Below are 18,324 nucleotides of genomic sequence, written 5' to 3'. Positions count from 1 at the left end.
AACATGGCACTGAGCGAACAACGCGCACGCGAGTTTGCAACGCTATTTGCCGCGCTGGTCGACAACGTCGGCACCGCGCTGCTGGGGAAATCGCACGTCATCCGGTTGGCGCTGACCAGCCTGTTTGCCGAGGGACACCTGCTGCTCGAGGACGCGCCAGGCACCGGCAAGACCGCACTCGCGCGCGCCATTGCTGCCTCGGTATCGGCGCCGCACAACCGCATCCAATTCACGCCCGACATGCTGCCGAGTGATATCACCGGTGTCACCATCTTCGACCAGTCAAAAAACGAGTGGGAATTTCACCACGGCCCGATTTTTGCGTCGATCGTGCTGGCAGACGAAATCAACCGAGCATCCCCCAAAACCCAGTCGGCGCTGCTCGAAGTGATGGAAGAAGCCCAGGTAACCGTCGACGGGCGCACCTACCTGACACCGCGACCGTTCATGGTGGTCGCCACCCAAAACCCCGTCGAACAGGCTGGCACCTACCGGCTACCCGAAGCCCAGCTCGACCGATTCCTCATGAAAACCACCGTGGGGTACCCGCCGCACGACCAGTTCGTGGAGGTGCTCGAAGGCGCCGCTGCGCCCGACCGATCCCGAATGCTGCAGCCGGTCATCGACGCCAGCTCGGTGATGATGTGGGCCCGCGAAGTTGCCGATGTGCACACCGACCGCGCCGTCACCGACTACATCGCCAACCTCGCTGAAGCAACCCGCGATAGTGAACACACCCGCCTCGGAATCTCCATCCGCGGCGCAATCGGGATGGTGCGCTCGGCGCGAGTGTGGGCAGCAGCCCAGGGCCGCGCCTATGTGCTGCCCGACGATGTAAAAGCCCTGGTCGAACCCGTTTGGGCGCACCGACTCGTGCTCGACCCCGACGCACAATTCGCCGGGGTCACGGCCGCCAAGGTGCTCTCGGATGCGGTCAACCGCGTCACGCCACCCTCGCAGGGAGCGGCGTGACCGACACGCGGATGCGTCCGCCGCAGCAGGGCGTTGGCGGTCGCATCTCGGCAACCACGCGCACCGTGCGGGCGACCACACAGCTGGTGCGCTCGGGGCTATCAACCACCACCCGCACCACGCGGCTCGTTGTGCATCGAGCCGGCTGGTCTGCGCTCGTGCTGTTTTCCGGGATGCTCTTGCTCGCGCTCGCCTGGGGCTGGGTGGAGGCTGCCGCAATCACCTGTTTTGTGGCGGTCGCAGCACTCATCGCACTCACGGTGGTATTCGTGCCGGTGACTTTCCGCGTGCGGGTCGACTTCGAACAGTCGCGCGTGGTGGTGGGAAGGGTCAGCGTCGCCTATCTCACCGTGACCGCCAGCCGCCGCGGCAGCCGCGCCACCGTGGTCAATGTGCCAGTGGGTGAACTGACCGCATCCTTTCTTGTGCCCCCGCTGGGGCCGCGCGAAACCTGGCGTGAACCGTTTATCATCCCCACCGAGCGCCGGCAGGTGCTCACCCTCGGCCCGGCCGCTGCAACCCGAGTCGATCCGCTGGGGCTGCTGAGCCGCGACACCATCCTGTCGAACAAAACCGAACTGTACGTGCATCCCCGCACGCTCGCCCCCGACTACTCGGCAATCGGCTTGCTCCGCGACCTTGAAGGCGAGATATCGCCAACCATTTCACCGTCGGATATTGCCTTCCACTCGCTGCGCGATTATGCCCCCGGAGACGACCGTCGCCACGTGCACTGGCCCACCTCAGCCCGGCTCGGCCGCCTGGTGGTGCGCGAATTTGAACAAACCCGGCGCAGCGAGCACCTCGTAGTGCTCGACCTGCGACAAGACTCATACGACGGTGAAGAGGCCGCCGAACTCGCACTCAGCGCAGCCTGCTCGTACGGTGTGGAGGCCGTTTCACTCGGCCGCTCGGCATCGGTGCGTTTTGGCGAAACCGAGATGCCACTCACCACGGCGATGCGGCTGCTCGATGCGGCCAGCGACACCAAGTTCGTCGCCGAAGGGTCGGCACTCGCTGAGCTCGTCCATGCGGGATTGCGCGAACGCCCGCAGGCATCAGCCGTCACGATCATCACCGGCGAGCGCATCGACAGCGAAGAAATTGCGCGCGCCGTACGCACCGTTCCGCTATCGGCGCGGCCGCTGGTGCTGCGAACCGCAGCCGGCGGTCGGGTGGTGCGTGGCCGAGTCGCCGACGCACCGGCCTTCACTTTTGCCCAGCTCAGCGATCTGCGGCGCATTAGCGGGGTGATGGTGCTGTGAACCAGCAAACCCAACGACCACTCACCCTGTCGCGGCTGGCGGTCATCGTGGTTGCACTCATGCTGTTGCACCTACCGGGTGTGTTCGCACACGAACCGGTGTTTGCGCAGGGGGCCGGGCTGCGGGCTGCGGCGATCGGTGCCGGGCTCGGTGTCGTGCTGGCGGTCGTGGCCGGCCATTGGCGCTGGCACTGGGCAACCACCGCCGGTGTTGCCGTACTCGGCTACTTTGCCTTCGGCGCGGTGGCGGCACTGCCACAAACTTCGCCCGACGGCATCCTGCCAACAATTGACACGCTCACGGCGCTCGTGGTGCAGCCCGCGAACGCGTGGAAAGACCTGCTCACACTGGTGCCGCCGGCATACCCCTTTATTGGCCCGGCCGTGCTGCCCTATTTCACCGGGTTTGTTTCGGCGCTGACCGCCGGTTTTGCCGCGATGCGCCGCCGGGCCGTACTCACCACGGTGCCGCCGGTGATTTGGTACGTGATCGGTGCCGCCTGGTCGGTGCCCTACGCCCCGAACGCGCTATGGCTCGGAATCGGGCTGGTGGCAGCGGTGAGCGGCTGGCTCGCGGTTGTTGCCAGCTGGGAGCGCACTGACCTCGGCACCGACGTTGCAGTGGGTGAAGCCGCCCGCGCGGCAGCTCGCAACGAGGGCGAGAACATCGACAGTTCCGCACCCGGGATGCAAACCACCGTGCATGCCGGACGGCAGCGGCGTCGGGTGGTGGCCAGCCCGCTGCGTCGTGCCGCCGCCGCGCTCGGCACCATCGCAGTGGCCGGGCTGGTCGCCGGGCTGCTCGCTCAGGCCTGGCTTGGGAACGCCCCCCGCACCGTGCTGCGACACTATGTGGCGCCGCCGCTTGTGGTGCAAGATCTACCGACACCGCTCGAACGCTTCCGCCACCTGAGCGCCGATCTCGTTGATGAACCCATCATGACCGTGTCGGGGCTCCCCAAAGACGGGCGCATCCGGTTCGCCGCAATGGACCACTACGACGGCGTGCGCTGGGGTATTTCCGAACCAGATTCGGGACGCGGCTTCCGGCAGGTGGGCGAGGTTGTCTCAACCTCGGATGCAGAAACAAAAATTCCCGCTGCCCGCGACTACGCCATAACGCTCGATCTGCAGCGCCCGGTTTCGCGCTGGGTGCCGAGCCTGGGACATCTCGAACAGGTGTATCTCTCAGACAGCGCGGTGGCGGCCTCACTGTTTTATGACGTCGATCTGCAATCGGCGGTGGCAGCCGAAGCACCCACCGAAAACATGCGCATTGAGCAGCGCGGCTGGGTTGAACCCGGCTGGTCGGAAGCACAGCTGAGCGGACTGGAGTTCGGGAACTCACCGATTCGAGCGCCCGAACAGCTGCCCGAAAACCTCTCGAGCCTTGCCACCTCGGTGACTGCAACCGCATCCTCACCAATCGACCGGGTGCGCTCACTCGAACGCCACTTTCGTGACACCGGCTACTACGCGAACGGTCTCGAATACCCCTCGGCGCCGGGACACAACAAAAACCGCATCTCGCATCTCATCGATGACGAACAAATGATCGGTGACGACGAGCAATACGCCACCGCCATGGCGCTCGCGGCGCAGAGCCTCGGCATCCCCGCGCGAGTGGTGGTCGGTGCCTACCCAGACGGCTATAGCGATACCCAAATGGTGCTGCGCGGCAGCGATGTGCACGTTTGGGTTGAGATCGAGTTCGAAAAAGTCGGCTGGGTACCGTTCGACCCCACCCCACCAAAAGACCACATGCCGCAGACCGAACTTCCCGAACCAAAATCCGTGCCTCGGCCGCAGGTATTGCAGCCGCCGGAGCCACCAAAAGAACCGCCCCAGCTGCCAGCCGAGTTTGAAGATCGCGATATCGAAGACCCGGTGCAATCGGGGGCACCTTTCCCGTGGTTTACCGTGGGCGGTGGCTCACTGCTGCTATTGCTGCTACTGGCGCCGGTGCTCGGTGTGCCTCTGTATAAGGTGTGGCGCCGGCAGCGCCGACGTCGTTACCGCGGCCGGGATGGTGTGCGCGCGGCCTGGTATGAGGCCGAAGACTATGCGATTGATGCGGGCTTTGTGCCGAACAAAACAAGCACCGTGCTCGAGCATGCGCAGCTGCTTGAAACGCAGCGCCAACTCGACGGGACGGCACTTGCGCTCGCTGGTGAGGTGGGAGCCGCTGAATTCTCGGGCCAACCGGTGACCGACACCGAAAAACAACGAGCCTGGGAAGCTGAGCGCCGGTTGCGCCGCGCGCTCACCCCCGAGGGGCTGTGGCAGCGGTACCGCGTACGCATATCGTGGCGTACGCTCAGAACACGACACCGTCGCAACCGTGCCGACAAACCGCGTCGCCACCCCCGGGAGAGTTAGGAGCGCTAGGTGGGTACCGCCAATCCTGAGGGTCCCGAGATCGCCGGATACACGTGGCGAGAATTTCTCGGCCGTGGCGGCAGCGCCGATGTGCACCTGTATCGCCAGCACGTACCCAAACGAGATGTTGCCATCAAGGTGCTGCGCCAGCAGGAAGGCCCCCGGGCAGCCGCCGCAATCCGCCGCGAAGCGAATGTGCTGGCACAGGTGTCATCGCATCCCGGCATCGTTTCGCTCTACGCCACCGGCCGCACCGACTCGGGTGCGCCGTGGATGGCGCTTGAAGCCTGCCGCCCGCCAATTTGGGAGCGTGGCGGTACCGCGCTGAGCCTAGTAGACGCGCTGCGCTACGGCGTCATCATGGCGGGCGCGCTGGCGACGCTGCACTCGGTGGGGATTGTGCATCGCGATGTGAAGCCGGCCAATATCCTGGTCACCGAGTTCGGAGCACCCGTGCTCACCGACTTCGGTATCTCGGGGGCGACCGGATTGCCGATGCGCCCCGGTGAGGGCGGGCTGTCGGTGCCCTGGGCTGCGCCCGAGGTGCACTACGAACACATCACGGTATCGCCAGCGCAGGACGTGTACTCGCTCGCGGCGACAATCTGGACCTGGCTGGCGGGGAACTCACCGTTTGAAATTCCCGGCGGCGACAACTCCCGCAGCGCGCTGGTGGCGCGCGTACTCTCGGCGCCGGTTAGCAGCATCGGGCGGCGCGATGTTCCCGAATCAGTGGCGCAATTGCTGCTGCGGGCGATGTCGAGGGATGCGGCAAGCCGGCCGTCAGCAGCTGATTTTGGTCGGCTGCTGCAGCAGCAACAACGCGAGCTCGGTATTCCCGAAACCGAACTCGAGATCCGCTCGTTCGGCACGGTACGGCAGGGACGCGCCGCAGTCGAGCTGGCAGACGACCCGGATGCCACCCGTATCCGGCCAGTTTCGGTCATCAGCGCGGCGACAACCAGGCAACAGTCCTTCGATTTTTCTGATCCGCCGTTGGTGCGCCACCTCTCGGAATCAATTCATCGCAGCGCCGACACCGATACCGCATCGCGCGAGGTCAAGCCGCGGCGCGCATCCGTAGTGGGTAACGCCATCGCAATTGCTGCCGGGGTGCTCATCGCCGGGGTGCTCATGTTCGCGCTGCTGCGAGGCGGGGGCTGGACCGTAGCTCCGGCAGCGGATGATCGTAACCCGGCTGCCGCTGAGGATGCGGCCCCCACCACAGTGCCCCGGGTGTCGGAGCTCAAACTCACCGTGAACGGTGGGGATGCGGTGGCCACCTGGCAGGCGCCCGATCAGGCCGCCAATATGAGCGGGAAGCCATTCGGTTATCGCGTCGAGCGGGCGGGGCACGACACAATCATCGAGCTGACGGCGCACAACTCGGTGAAGTTTCCGATCGTGAGCGGCTCAAACTGCATCGAGGTGTGGGTGCGCGGCGCGGACGGACAGGTCTCGGCGAGCCAGCGGGCCTGCCTTACGCACTAGCTGGCGGCCAGGTTACAAAAAAGTTTCACCCGATGAAAGTCACTCAGGGTACACTGCCCCCCGTCAGTGACGGTATCGGCAATTGCGGGGGAGCGCACAGTGTCAGAAAACGTTGACGTAGCGCCGGATTCAGTTTCGGCCGCAAAAAATCTCATGACCTCAAGTGGCGATATCACCACTGAAACCGCCTCGAAGATGACCCAGGTTTCGAATCGCCAGACCGCATCCAAGTGGACCGACCTTTCAGAAACCGGCATGGCACTCACCCGCAGCCAGCAATTTGCGGATGCGCTCGCGGCCCGGATGCGTGAGGCGGCTCAGGCGGCCGAGCTGTACACCCAAATGCTCATGCAGACCCACGACGAGTTCCAAACGCTCGATGAGGCTGGTCAGCAGCAGATGACGAACCAGTTCACGCAGCTCGAAGAGCGCAGCGGACTGGGCGAATATGCGCGTTCAGTTGACCCGTATTTGCAGCGTGAGCAGGTCATTGCCCAGCTCGGGATGCTGCCAGAGTTCATGCGCAAGGTGCTTTTGGATAGCGACGAATTTCTCACACAGCTCATGCCCGACTGCTCCACAGCTGAGCGTGACGAGGTGCGTGGCTGGTTCCACAACAGCACGAAAAAATATTTCGCCATCGATGAGTACATCTCCCAACGGATGACCGCCGACACTAACGAGCGACCGGCTCACTAACCATTTGTGCGTGAAATTTGCGAAAGAACACTAAGGACTGACTCGTGGGCTACTACGTTGACCGACTCAGCAAGGTAATGCAGGCAAACCTCGGAGACTTCACCTCCGACTCGAGCGAACTCACCGCCGCCGCTACTGAACTTGATTCGAGCGCGCAAAAGCTTCGCCAGATCATGAAGCTCGACACCATGTTTGGCGGCACCACCGACGTTGCCATCCGCTCGAGCCTCGACAAACTCAGTAACTACATCGACCTCCTGCAGGCCACTGCGCTCAAGGGCAGCTCACTCACCGACGAGATGCAGGGGCACATGCAGACCGCGCAGCACGACTACCAGAACCTCCCCAGCGGCGGCGTGAATTTTTTTGAGTTTGTCTACGGCATGCTGCCGCTGGTGTGGACCCCGAGCACCGGTTTGACCAGCGGTGCCAGCTTCCTCGAGGGCCTGCGCGCACGCCGCGAACAGGAGCGTGAGCGCATTGCTCGCGAAGCGCTGCGGAGGCTGCACTCGAACATGGATGGCAGCTCGAACCAGATGAATGCGAAGGCGATTCGTGAACTGCTGCTCGACGGTTCGAATGACAGCTCATCGTCACCGCACTTCACCGACTACAGCGGTGTGCCCAGCGGCGAGCCCGAGCTCTACACACCCTCGACGAATGTGCCGCCCGTATCAGAATGGCCCATCAAGGTGTACCGTCCCGGCGAAATGAGCCAGGACGGCCCGCTCGACAGCGGTTATTCGCTGACCCTTGACCCGCGTAACGGCATCGCTCCCCGCGACCCGGTCATCCGTGATCTCGCCGAACAAGAAATGCGACGGCAGTTGGCCGGCGGCGCGATGCTCGGCGGGGCCGGTATCGGAGCTCTCGGTCTCGGGGCTGCGGCGCTCGGTGGTCGTGGGGCTGCGGCGCTCGTACCCAATGCCGCGCTGCCAGCGATGCCGGGTGCCGGTGCGCCGGGCGGTGTCGGTGGTATGGGCATGACGCCGATGGCAGGCGGTGCGGCCGGCAGTGCTGCCGCGGGTGCCGCTGGTCGCGGCGGGGCCGCGGGCGGTCGTGGAGCCGGATTTGTGGGAGGTTTCGGCGCTGGTGCCGGTGCTGGTGCTGGTTCAGGTGCCGGACGCGGTGTGAATGCTCCCGGTGTTCGGGGCGCAGGAGTCGCTGCAGTGCCGGCCGGTCGCGGTGTTGGAGCCGCGGGCGTCTCGGGTGTTGCCGGTGCCCCGGGTGGTACCGGTGCTACCGGTGCCGCAGGTGCCCGTGGTGGTGCCGGCGCCGGCATGGGGCGCGGGCCCGGCATGATGCCGATGGTTGGCGGTGGTGCGGCTGGTAGTAGTGCCGGTGCATCCGGTCAGCGCAATAGCGGCGGACGCGGTACCGGTGCTCGCGGTGGTGCTGCGATGGTGAAAGGCGGTGCCGCAGGCGCTGCTGGCTCGGGCGGTGCGCGTGGTCTTGGTGTCGGCGGTGGTGCTGCTGGTGTCGGCGCGGGTGCCGGTCGAGGAGCCGGGGCTGTCGGCGCCGCCGGTGCCGGCCGTGCCGGAATGGGTATGGTTCCGTTTGCCGGTGCTGGTGCCGGAGCGGGCGCCGCTGGCCGCGCCAAAGGCGGCCGCGACGAGCGCAATAACCGTCGCCGCAACAACTTTGGTGCCTCCGGTGTCGAGTTTTACGAGGCACCGCAGCAGGTTGAGGTCGGTGCTGCCGGTGAGGCCGGCTCGGTGACCGACCGCGTGATCGAGGTCGCGGCCCCGGAAGGTGACCGCTGGTGACCCCAATTGCTCGAGTAGGTATTTGGCGACGCTCGCAGATGGCTGCGGGCGTCGCCCTAGTTGCGCTAGCCGGCAGCCTATTTGCCCCGGCAATGCAGTCGGCAGCGGCGGCAGAGACCGCCAGCTGGTTCAATAGCGAACTCGGCTACGACCAGCTTCTCGAACAGGGACATGACGGTTCAGGGGTCACAATCGCGATCGCCGAAACCGGTGTTGACCTCAATTCACCCGACCTGCAGGGCGCAGATATTGAGGTCGTGCCAATGCCAGACGAATGCGCACCGCTGCGCGACCTCGCCGAACAGGGCACAGTCGTCGACCTTGACGGCGGCAACTATCAAGACTCGATCAATCACGGGACCAATGTCGCGGCCATGATCGTGGGGCAGGGTGGCCCGGAACGCATCCAAGGTGTCGCACCCGGCGCGAAACTGCTGGTAATGGAGATTCCGTTCGCGGTCACACCAAGCTCGTCACAGTGGCCCGAAGCCTGCGACCCGATGGCGGTTCTCGGCGGCGGCCGGATGGCAGATGCCGAACAACGCGGAGCCGACATCCTGTCAATCTCGATGCTCGGTCCCATCCAGCCCACCAGCTACCAGAGCGCCTACTGGCAGATGCAGGGCAAGGCACTGGTGACCGGTGCGGGTAACGACGGCAACGTCACTGCAGAATCAGCCGGCCTGCCGGGTGTGGTGACCGTCACCGCAACCAAACCGGGCAATGCAGCCACCGACTGGGCTGCGTCAGGCACCGGGCTCACCGTGGCAGCACCCGGTGAGGGGCTCGCGCTGCGCGAGGTAGACGGCAACCTCACGACCGGCGGTTCGGGCACAAGTTTTTCAGCACCAATCGTTGCCGGCACACTCGCACTGGGGCGCCAACAGTGGCCGGATGCAACGTACAACCAGCTCATCCAATCACTCACGGCAACAGCGACAGGCGGCGGTGCCGTTTCAGACACGCTCGGTTACGGTGCCATCGACCCGGTGAAATTCATCCAGAACGACCCCTCGCAGTACCCCGATGAGCCGCTGACCTACCCAGATTCGGTAAACGCCGACCCCGACTGGGATGTGATCCGAGAGATCTGTGACGGCTTCCCGCTCGATGAAACCATGGGATACGTCAGCAATTACCGGGTGGATGCGGGCATTAATCCCGATGTCGTGAAATGGCTGCCGCAGGTGGCAAAAGACGAGGGCTGGCTTGGAATGGCGCCAGATGCCGGTTCATGGGGTGCTGCCGCGCCGAGCGAGGCGGATGGGGCGGATGCTTCGGATGCATCCAGTGCGGCCCCGGCAGAGCGGGGAGGAATTGACCTTCCCATCCTGATCGTGCTCGGCGTAATCGCTGCGGTGGTGATTATTGCTGTGGTGGTGATTGCGGTGGTCGTTGCGAGTCGCAAAAAAGACCAGCCTGGACAGGTGGTGCCAGCGCACGAGCCGCATGCATCCGGTGGATATCACCGCGGTCACCGCGATGGTTACGCGGCACCGGCTGGCCACCCGAACGGTTACCCGGGGCGGCCGCAGGCGCATCCCGGTGCCCGAAGTGACGCATCCGGGGCGCAGGTACCTCCGCAGGCGCCGAATTGGCAGCATCCGAATCATCGTCCGGGTGAACAATCGGGTGAACAGCACCGTCCGTAGAAGGCGCAATCGGCCACTACTTTTGAGAAAAAGCCCTGGTCAGTGCCGATTCTCAAAAGTAACGGAAAAGCAAATTGTCAAATTACCCGAAATCCGTATACTGCACACGCAATCCGCACGAAGCAGGCACACGTCTGCGAACCAATACCCAGAGGTGAATCATGACTGTAAACGCAGAAGCTGGTGCCATTGATCGTGGTGCCCAGATCGTCAACACGTCGCGCAGCGAGCTGACCCAGACCATTTCGACCCTCCGTGGCCAGATCGAGGCAATCTCGGTGGGTGCTTTCGACGGTCGTACCGCCACCCAGTTCCGTCAGCTCATGACGCGCTGGGACGAAGACGCCAACCGTCTCGTTTCGGCTCTCGACAACTTCGAGTCGGACCTCCGCGGCACCCAGGCAGACTTCGACACCACCGATGAGGAGCGCGCAGCTTCGCTCAACATCGAAACCTCGAACATCAACTTCACCTACGGCGCCTAGTCGGCGGCAACGAATCGAAAACGGAGAAAAATCATGACTGACATTCGTGTTGACTACGGCGTAGTTGCCAGCGCACAGAACGACATCGACACCGGTTCGCGCAACATCTCGAACCAGCTCGACGACATGGAGAACCAGCTCAAGCCGCTCGTTGAGCAGTGGACTGGTGAAGCTGCTAACTCGTACCAGGTCGCCAAGGCTAACTGGAACTCGGCCCTCACCGACATGAGCCAGGTTCTGCAGCAGATCAAGGCCCTGCTCGGCGAATCGGCCTCGAACTTCAACCAGACCGACCGCAGCGGTGCGGCTCGTTTCGGTGGCTAATCACTAGTTCGACGCCGTTCAGGCTAGCGACAAGACCCTGGCTCTCGCCGGGGTCTTGTTGTGTCTGCGGTGCTCGTCCGGTTTCCGCTTCCCCGGCTCCGCCTCCCCGGCTCCGCCTCCCCGGCTCCGCCTCCCCGGCTCCGCCTCCCCGGCTCCGCCTCCCCGGCTCCGCCTCCAGCCCCCACCTACCTGCCCCCACCCCTTTCCACAGCAAGTGACCCTGTAACTGTTAAGTGACCCTGTTGTAGGAGGGTCAGTTGACAGCTAACAGGGTCATTTCGTGTCTGGAGGCGGGGGTAGCACGGTCGCGTGTGTGGGGCACGCTCGTCTCGTGAAATAGTGCCTCGCCTTCGTCGCTCACTCCGGCTGATAAGTGACCCTGTAACTGGCGAATGACCCTGTTATAGGAGGGTCATTTAGCAGTTACAGGGTCATTTCCTGTCGCGGGTGGCGAGGTGTCGGGAGGCGCGGGTGGCGAGGTGTCGGGAGACGGGGGTGGCGAGGTGTCGGGAGGCGGGGTGGCGTGGTGGCGGCCAGCCTCGCCGCGCGTCAGGCTCGCGGCGCGTCAGCGCGGCTAGCGCAGCTGCAGTGTAAACCGGCCGATGCGGATCTCATCGCCCGGCAGCAGCGCGACCGGCGAGTCGGCACTCAGCGTCAGCTCGTGCCCGTCTCGGTGCAGACGAGTGCCGTTCGCCGACCCGAGATCCGTGAGCAGCACCGCGCGCTCAATCACATCAATCGCAAAGTGCGTGCGCGAGATTGAACGCTGGTCATCCGCGATCGTCACCACTTGCTCGCCATTATCGGCCGACGGCTTGCGTCCCACGAGCATCCGGCCAACCAGCTGCTCGCTGCGGCCATCCGGCAGCAGCAGCTGCGTCGGCGCAGCGGGCACCTCAACCTTTTCGGCCATTTGGGTGTCATCGATCGACTCGGGCACAGACTCTGGCTCGAGATGCTGAAACACGGTTGGTGACGGATCGTGAGCGGCCGGAACTTGGGCTGTCGGGCCGGGATGCATCGGGCTCTTTGGTAGCGCCGGTCCGGGATGCATTGAACTCGGTGGCAGCACCGGTACCGGCTGGTTTGCTACCGGATATGCGTGCCGTGATTGCGGGCGCTGCGGCATCTCCGGTGTCGGCGGCACGGATGCCGGCCGAGCAGCCGGCGTCGCGGATGATCGCGCCGCAGCGGTGGGCAGCGAATCTGCGGATGCATCCGGGGCCTGGCCGGCAATTCCCGGACCAACGACACCGGCGCGGGCACCAACACCGGTGCCGGTACCCATACCGGCGCGGGCACGCTCAGCGGGCACCGCATCCGCAGCACCCGTAGGAATATCCGGCCGCGCGCCGGCTGCATCCCGGGACGCTGGAGTCGGCTGGGCAGCGCCGGTCTCGTGCCACGGCTGCACCGATTGATACGCGCCGAAGCCGTGGTCTTCGATCGCCTGCTGTACTTCCGCGCTCGTCTGCGCAGCATCCGAGTCACGGGTGCTGCCAATCCCGAACACCGATGTCAAAATCCAGGTACCAGGGGCCGCTCCAGTTATGCGCCAGATGAACCACCACACCACGAGCAGCTGCCCACCGACGATGATGGTGAGCGGCCACGATTCGTGGCTGAGCCACCAGCAGCATCCGGCCGCTGCGCCAATAAAAACGAGGTCGACGAGCAACCCCAGCCACGATGGGCGCTGTGCCGACCCAGTTGTTTCGAGCGCATCAGCAGACGGTGTTGCCACGGTGGCTGGTCCTCTCGTATTCGTTTGGCGCAAAAAATGCGACCCTTCCGGCGGGCATCATACCGAGGCTCGAATCGCACTAAACAGGCCGCAGGTGACGATGGCGGCGGGTATTGCCAGCCCGAGCGCCACCCGCTCAAACACATCCGCCATGCGGGTAATGAGCGGCGCATACATGCCTTTTTTGATCCAAATTCCCACCGCGCAGCAGCCGGCGGCGCCAAGTGCCGCGCCGATGATCCACACCAGTTCATCGCCTGGCGGCCGCAGCAGAAGAAAGCCGCACAGCAGCGCCACCACGACCATGCGCGGGGTCCAGCGCGCAAAGGCGGTGCGTGAGTCGCGCGGCTGCAGCAAAAAGTGCGCGAAGGCGATGCAGACCAGTGCGAGCGCGGCCCAACCCTCGATGGTTGGCTCGCCGATGTAGCCCATCACGCCCGGCGCCGAGGCGATGAGTACGATGCAAGCGGTGCTGATGGCGACGGTGTGGAGGCCGCTCGCCAGCCGCAGGGTATGACGTACGCGCGCCGAGGTGATGCGGGATGGTGAGTGCGTTTCGGGTGCGTGCACCGAGGGTGCGGTGCTCATTACCGCGGGCATATCGATGAGTTGTTCGTCGGGAACCCGCACCGAAAGCGACGGGGCGAGCCCGAGCATCGCCACGGCCGCGGCTACACCCAGCGGGGCCGCAACGGCGTTATCGGTTTGCGCGATGCTGATAATCGAAAGCCCGACGGCGGGGATAAACCACAGCCGGATCGCCGACTCGTAGTGTTCGTGCCGGTGCAGTGTCGGCACCAGCATGGCCGCGAGCGCGCCGGCCCAGGTAAAAACAAGCGCGTACGACCAGCCGGCGGCGATGGTGGGATGCGGCACCAGCGCGGCCGCTGCGGCTGCGGCGGTGACCGGGGCAACTAGGCCGTGCCAGATTGGCTGTGTGGCGAGTCGCCACAGTAGCGATACTGCGGCCGCGGCGAGTACTGCGGCGAGGGTGATTCGTAGTGGCCAGTTCTCACTCAGCAGCAGGCTGATGATCGGGCTCAGGGCGGCCAGGATGCAGATCGCAGCTAGCGGTGCCAGTGAGGTGCGCTGCTCCACCTGTTCGGCGACCTTCGCGGCGTCGGTGCGTTCGGCCGAGCTGACCTCATGTTTGCTGCGCAAAAAGATAGTTGCGCCGGCAGGGATGGTGGTGCCAAACACCTCGGTTTCGGCGAGTTTGCGGCCAAGTTCGTCGAATGCATCCACGGGGTCGGATGCGGTGCTCACCTGTGCGAGCACACCGGCGACGGTTGAGCGTGCGGGCACCGCAATATCGAGCACCTGGTCGCCCCGGTACAGAGTTGCGGTGGTCTGGCTATCGGGCACGCCCTGCACCTCGTTTCGGCCCGGCGGATTCGAACAGATTCTTAGCGGTCGCAGCGGGTTACACCTTGCGGTTCAGGCAATCTGCCCGCCGCTTTGACGGGCTATAGTCTAGGGCAGCAAAACGGCGATCAGGCCAACTCAAGTCAACTCCCGGGGGTGCGAGTGCCGACTCCACGATCAGGCAATGTCGAGCGGCCGAGGCTTCCGAAGGGAACCATTACGATCCAGCCGCCGCCCGATGTTGTTGAGGGGGCTGGGCCCGGCAACATTTTGGCGATGGTCGTGCCGATGTTCGGGTCGATGGGCATCATGGTGTTCATGGCCTTTTCGGCCAACGCCAATCCGCGCATGCTGTTGATGGGCGGCACGATGGTGGTGTTGATGATCGCGATGGTGGCGTTCACTGTTGCGCGTCAGATTTCGCAGCACCGCACAAAGGTGACCAATCAGCGGCGGGAATATCTGGCCTATCTGGGAGATTTGCGCAGGGATGTGCGGCGCGCGGTGGTCGATCAGCGCGCCTTCGCTACCTGGAATCTGCCGAATCCCGAAGCGCTGCCGATGATTGTGCAGCAGCGCGAGCGGCTCTGGGAGCGGTCTGAGCCCGTGGCAGACACGTTTACTGCCCGCATCGGCACCTCGACGCAGCGGCTCGTGCTCGATCTGCGCGAGCCGGAGCTGTCGCCGCTTTCGACCTCCGATCCGGTTTGTCTTTCGGCGGTGACCCGTTTCGTGTCGACTTTTGATCACATTGACGATCTGCCGGTGGGCTTGAGTGTCGCCTACTACGGGCGTATTGAGGTGGCCGGGCAGCGTGAGCACGCCCGTGATTTGGCGCGCTCGATGGTTACTTCGCTGGCCACCCTGGTGAGTCCGGAACTGCTTCAGGTGGCGCTGATCGCTGACGAGGATGGCCTGCAAGAGTGGGACTGGCTCAAGTGGCTGCCGCACGTTCGCAGTCAGCAGACGGATGCGCTGGGCGGGATGCGCATGATGGGTGGCTCGTTTGCCGAGGTGCGTGATCTGCTGCCCGACGACATTTTTGAACGGGCACGGATGGTTCCCGGTGGCGCGCCGGATGTGGCCCTGCCGCAGGTCATCATCATTGTTGACGGTGTGCAGCTTTCGGTTCACGAACGGGATGCGCTGCTGCGCCAGGGGATTTGCGTGGTCGAGTTGCTCGAGGAGTGGGGCAAGCTCGATGACTACACGACGCTGCGCTTGGTGGTGACGCCGCGCACTGACGGCACTCGCGAGCTGACGGTTGCGACGCTGGCGGATGGTTCGAATACGCTCACCGCCGATGCGATGTCTCGGGCGCTGGCGTTGACGGTTGCGCGCAGGCTCGCTCGCTACGGCGGGGCGGGCGCCGACGAGCTGGCCGAGTCGGCTGCGCCGCGGGGTACCAGCGACCCCACTCGCCAGCGCGACCTCCTCGAACTCTTGCACCTGGGCGATATTCGTGACTTCGATCCGAATGTTGACATTGTCATGCGCCAGGGGCGTGACCGGCTCAATGTGCCGTTCGGTGTGACGCCCGAGGGTGTGCCTGTGAAGCTCGACATTAAAGAGAACGCGCAGCAGGGTATGGGGCCGCACGGTCTGCTGATTGGTGCGACCGGTTCGGGTAAATCGGAGGTGTTGCGCACCATCGTTGCGGCCATGGCGCTGACGCACAGCCCCGAACAGCTCAACTTCGTGCTGGTCGACTTCAAGGGTGGTGCCACGTTTGCCGGGATGGCCGAGATGCCGCACGTGTCAGCCACGATCACGAACCTCGAGAGTGAGCTGTCGCTGGTTGACCGTATGGAGGAGGCTCTGCACGGTGAGATGGTGCGGCGACAGGAAGTGTTGCGCGCGGCCGGTAACTACCCGAACGTGCGGGAGTATGAGCAGGCACGCCGCGAGGGGAAGCACAACTATCCGCCGATGCCGGCACTGTTTATCATCCTGGATGAATTTTCTGAGCTGTTGAGTGCCAAACCGGCCTTTATTGACACCTTCGTGGCAATCGGTCGACTGGGTCGTTCGCTCGAGATCCACCTGCTGCTGGCCACCCAGCGACTGGAGGAATCGAAGCTGCGCGGTTTGGAATCGCACCTGTCATACCGGGTGGGTTTGCGCACCTTCTCGGCGCAAGACTCGCGTGCGGTGATCGGTACACCGGATGCATACGAGCTCCCGGCGGTGCCCGGTGTCGGGTTTTTGAAAACCGCCGGTGAGGGAATGACGCAATTCCGTGCATCCTATGTGGGTGCGCCGCCGAAACCGCGCCGCGCTGAATCGGTAACCGCCGCCCCGAAACGCTCGAGTGCGGCGCGCATCCTGCCATTTACGGCGGCCCCGGTGCTGGAACGTGAACCCGACCCGGCAACCCTCGAACCTGCCGAGCCCGAGACCGTGGTGAAAGAGGGCGACGAGCGCTGGGAGGGGATGTCGATTGCCGATATTGCCATCCAAAAACTGCTCCCGATGCAGCCGAAGGCGCATCAGGTGTGGCTGCCGCCGCTTGATCTTCCCGACACGCTCGATCAGCTCTTTGGTGACCTGGCGATCAACCGTGATTACGGGCTGCATTCGCCCAGCTGGCGGGCGAAGGGTCGGCTCACCGTGCCCATCGGCATTAAGGATGTGCCGCGTGAACAGCGCCGTGAACACATGGTGCTCGAGCTCACCGGCGGTGCCGGTAACGTCGTGGTTTACGGTGGCGCCCAGTCGGGTAAGTCGACGGTGCTGCGTACGCTCGTGATGGCGCTGTCGCTCGTCAATACGCCGCGAGAGGCACAGTTTTACATCCTTGATTTTGGTGGCGGTACCTTTGCCGGTTTCCGCAACGCACCGCATGTGGCCGCGGTGGGAAGCCGCGACCGTCCCGATGTGGTGGCGCGCGTCATTGCCGAGATCACGGCGATTATGGCCGACCGTGAGGCGTATTTCCGCGAGCACGGTATTGATTCGATCGGCACCTATCGGCGCGGTCGGGATGCGGGCCGTTACGACGACGGTTATGGCGATGTTTTCCTGGTGATTGACGGCTGGAACAACATGAAGGCCGATTTTGTCGACCTCGACCGCACTATCCAAGACCTTGCCGGTCGCGCGCTGGCGCTGGGTGTGCACCTGGTGGTTGCCACGGCTCGGCAGGCCGATATGCGTCAGGCGCTGCAGGGCGCGTTCGGTTCGGTGTTTGAGCTGCGGCTTGGTGAGGTGCGCGACTCGACCATCAACGCCAAAAAGGCGGCACTGGTGCCCGAGGGGACTCCGGGCCGCGGTTTGGCTCCCTCGGAGCATCACGTGTTGGCTGGCCTGCCGCGTATCGATGGCAAAAATGAGACCGAAACTCTCGCCGATGGCGTCGCCCATGCCTGGAACGCGATCGGTTCAGCTTGGCAGGGTGAGCCGGGTCCGAAGCTCAAGATGCTGCCCGAAATGCTGCCGCTTGAGCGGGTGCGTGCCGCGGCGAAACCGGAGGTTGCCGGCGGGGTGCTGCTCGGCATTGACGAGGCCCGCCTCGAACCGATTGGTTTTGACCCGGTAGCTTCGCCGCATCTGTTTGTCTTTGGTGATTCGCAGACGGGTAAGACGGGCGTGCTGCGATTGATTGCGCACGAGGTGATGCGCCTGAACCGGCCGCCACAGGCGCAGTTTTTCCTGGTCGATTTCCGTCGCAGTATGTTGCAGGAGATCCCGGATGTGTATCTCGCCGGCTACTACACGAACCACCAGGTGACCACCGCCGCGATGGCCGAAATTGCCGGGCTGCTGAAGCAGCGACTGCCGGGTAAGGATGTGACGCCGCAGCAGCTGCGTGACCGGTCATGGTGGCAGGGACCGGAGTTTTACATCATGGTTGATGACCTCGACCTCGTGAACACTTCGCAGGGTAATCCGCTGGCGCCGATCGTTGAATTGTTGCCGCAGGCGCGGGATGTGGGTCTGCACCTATTCATTACGCGCCGCTCGGGTGGTGTTTCGCGGGCGCTGTTCGATCCCGCGATTCGCGCGCTCACCGACCTGGGCGCCACCGGGCTGCTGCTGCCCGGTAGCCCCGAGGAGGGGCCGGTTATTGGCAAGATTAAGTTCCAGCCCGGGCCAGCGGGCCGCGGTCAGCTGATTTCGCGGGCCAACGGTCGGCAGTTGATTCAGGTGGCGTATGTCGAGCCGCAGCTGGCCGATGAGTGAT

At 64.3% G+C, this 18,324-nt stretch carries 12 protein-coding genes; 10 read left to right on the top strand and 2 right to left on the bottom strand.

The annotated features are described in order from the left end of the window. Nucleotides 1–3 precede the first annotated feature (3 nt). The 9 genes from PV375_RS03520 to PV375_RS03480 all read left to right on the top strand — a co-directional run bounded on the left by PV375_RS03520 (nucleotide 4) and on the right by PV375_RS03480 (nucleotide 11,032). Complete coding sequence (locus tag PV375_RS03520) at nucleotides 4–972, top strand: AAA family ATPase (RefSeq protein ID WP_201518013.1); 969 nt, start codon at nucleotides 4–6, stop codon at nucleotides 970–972. After that, nucleotides 969–2,237 (top strand): DUF58 domain-containing protein, encoded by a 1,269-nt coding sequence (locus tag PV375_RS03515; RefSeq protein WP_332106143.1) that lies wholly within the window; start codon nucleotides 969–971, stop codon nucleotides 2,235–2,237. The genes PV375_RS03520 and PV375_RS03515 overlap by 4 nt, the downstream gene beginning before the upstream one ends. Next, nucleotides 2,234–4,615: a transglutaminase-like domain-containing protein gene (locus PV375_RS03510; RefSeq protein ID WP_332106142.1), complete on the top strand. Its 2,382-nt coding sequence runs from the start codon at nucleotides 2,234–2,236 to the stop codon at nucleotides 4,613–4,615. The genes PV375_RS03515 and PV375_RS03510 overlap by 4 nt, the downstream gene beginning before the upstream one ends. A 9-nt stretch (nucleotides 4,616–4,624) precedes the next feature. Then, nucleotides 4,625–6,106 (top strand): serine/threonine-protein kinase, encoded by a 1,482-nt coding sequence (locus PV375_RS03505; RefSeq protein WP_332106141.1) that lies wholly within the window; start codon nucleotides 4,625–4,627, stop codon nucleotides 6,104–6,106. Between the two features lie 99 nt (nucleotides 6,107–6,205). Then, on the top strand, nucleotides 6,206–6,805 hold the full coding sequence (locus PV375_RS03500) for a hypothetical protein (RefSeq protein WP_332106140.1): 600 nt from the start codon (nucleotides 6,206–6,208) through the stop codon (nucleotides 6,803–6,805). A gap of 44 nt (nucleotides 6,806–6,849) precedes the next feature. After that, nucleotides 6,850–8,571, top strand: a complete 1,722-nt coding sequence (locus PV375_RS03495) for a hypothetical protein (RefSeq protein WP_332106139.1) — start codon at nucleotides 6,850–6,852, stop codon at nucleotides 8,569–8,571. Next, complete coding sequence (locus tag PV375_RS03490) at nucleotides 8,568–10,223, top strand: S8 family peptidase (protein ID WP_332106138.1); 1,656 nt, start codon at nucleotides 8,568–8,570, stop codon at nucleotides 10,221–10,223. Before PV375_RS03495 ends, PV375_RS03490 begins: the two co-directional genes overlap by 4 nt. 161 nt (nucleotides 10,224–10,384) lie before the next feature. Further along, nucleotides 10,385–10,708, top strand: coding sequence for a WXG100 family type VII secretion target (locus PV375_RS03485; protein WP_201518006.1), 324 nt, complete (start codon nucleotides 10,385–10,387; stop codon nucleotides 10,706–10,708). Nucleotides 10,709–10,741: 33 nt separating this feature from the next. Further along, nucleotides 10,742–11,032, top strand: coding sequence for a WXG100 family type VII secretion target (locus PV375_RS03480; protein ID WP_201518005.1), 291 nt, complete (start codon nucleotides 10,742–10,744; stop codon nucleotides 11,030–11,032). Between the two features lie 574 nt (nucleotides 11,033–11,606). Here the strand turns inward: PV375_RS03480 and PV375_RS03475 are convergent. Then, on the bottom strand, nucleotides 11,607–12,776 hold the full coding sequence (locus PV375_RS03475; protein WP_332106137.1) for an FHA domain-containing protein: 1,170 nt from the start codon (nucleotides 12,774–12,776) through the stop codon (nucleotides 11,607–11,609). 57 nt (nucleotides 12,777–12,833) lie between these two features. Beyond that, nucleotides 12,834–14,141 (bottom strand): hypothetical protein, encoded by a 1,308-nt coding sequence (locus PV375_RS03470; RefSeq protein ID WP_332106136.1) that lies wholly within the window; start codon nucleotides 14,139–14,141, stop codon nucleotides 12,834–12,836. Nucleotides 14,142–14,297: 156 nt separating this feature from the next. Between PV375_RS03470 and eccCa the strand changes: the two genes are divergently transcribed. Further along, nucleotides 14,298–18,323, top strand: a complete 4,026-nt coding sequence (gene eccCa / locus PV375_RS03465; protein ID WP_332106135.1) for a type VII secretion protein EccCa — start codon at nucleotides 14,298–14,300, stop codon at nucleotides 18,321–18,323. Nucleotide 18,324 lies beyond the last annotated feature (1 nt).

Origin of the sequence: Gulosibacter sp. GYB002 (assembly GCF_036577665.1) — a bacterium.
GTDB lineage: Bacteria > Actinomycetota > Actinomycetes > Actinomycetales > Microbacteriaceae > Gulosibacter > Gulosibacter hominis.
Note: the sequence above shows the minus strand (reverse complement) of the source record. Positions and strands in the feature narration are given on the sequence as shown.

Coding starts and splice junctions, on each gene's coding strand:
- PV375_RS03520 (WP_201518013.1), top strand. CDS start 4: ATGGCACTGAGCGAACAACGCGCACGCGAGTTTGCAACGCTATTTGCC.
- PV375_RS03485 (WP_201518006.1), top strand. CDS start 10,385: ATGACTGTAAACGCAGAAGCTGGTGCCATTGATCGTGGTGCCCAGATC.
- PV375_RS03480 (WP_201518005.1), top strand. CDS start 10,742: ATGACTGACATTCGTGTTGACTACGGCGTAGTTGCCAGCGCACAGAAC.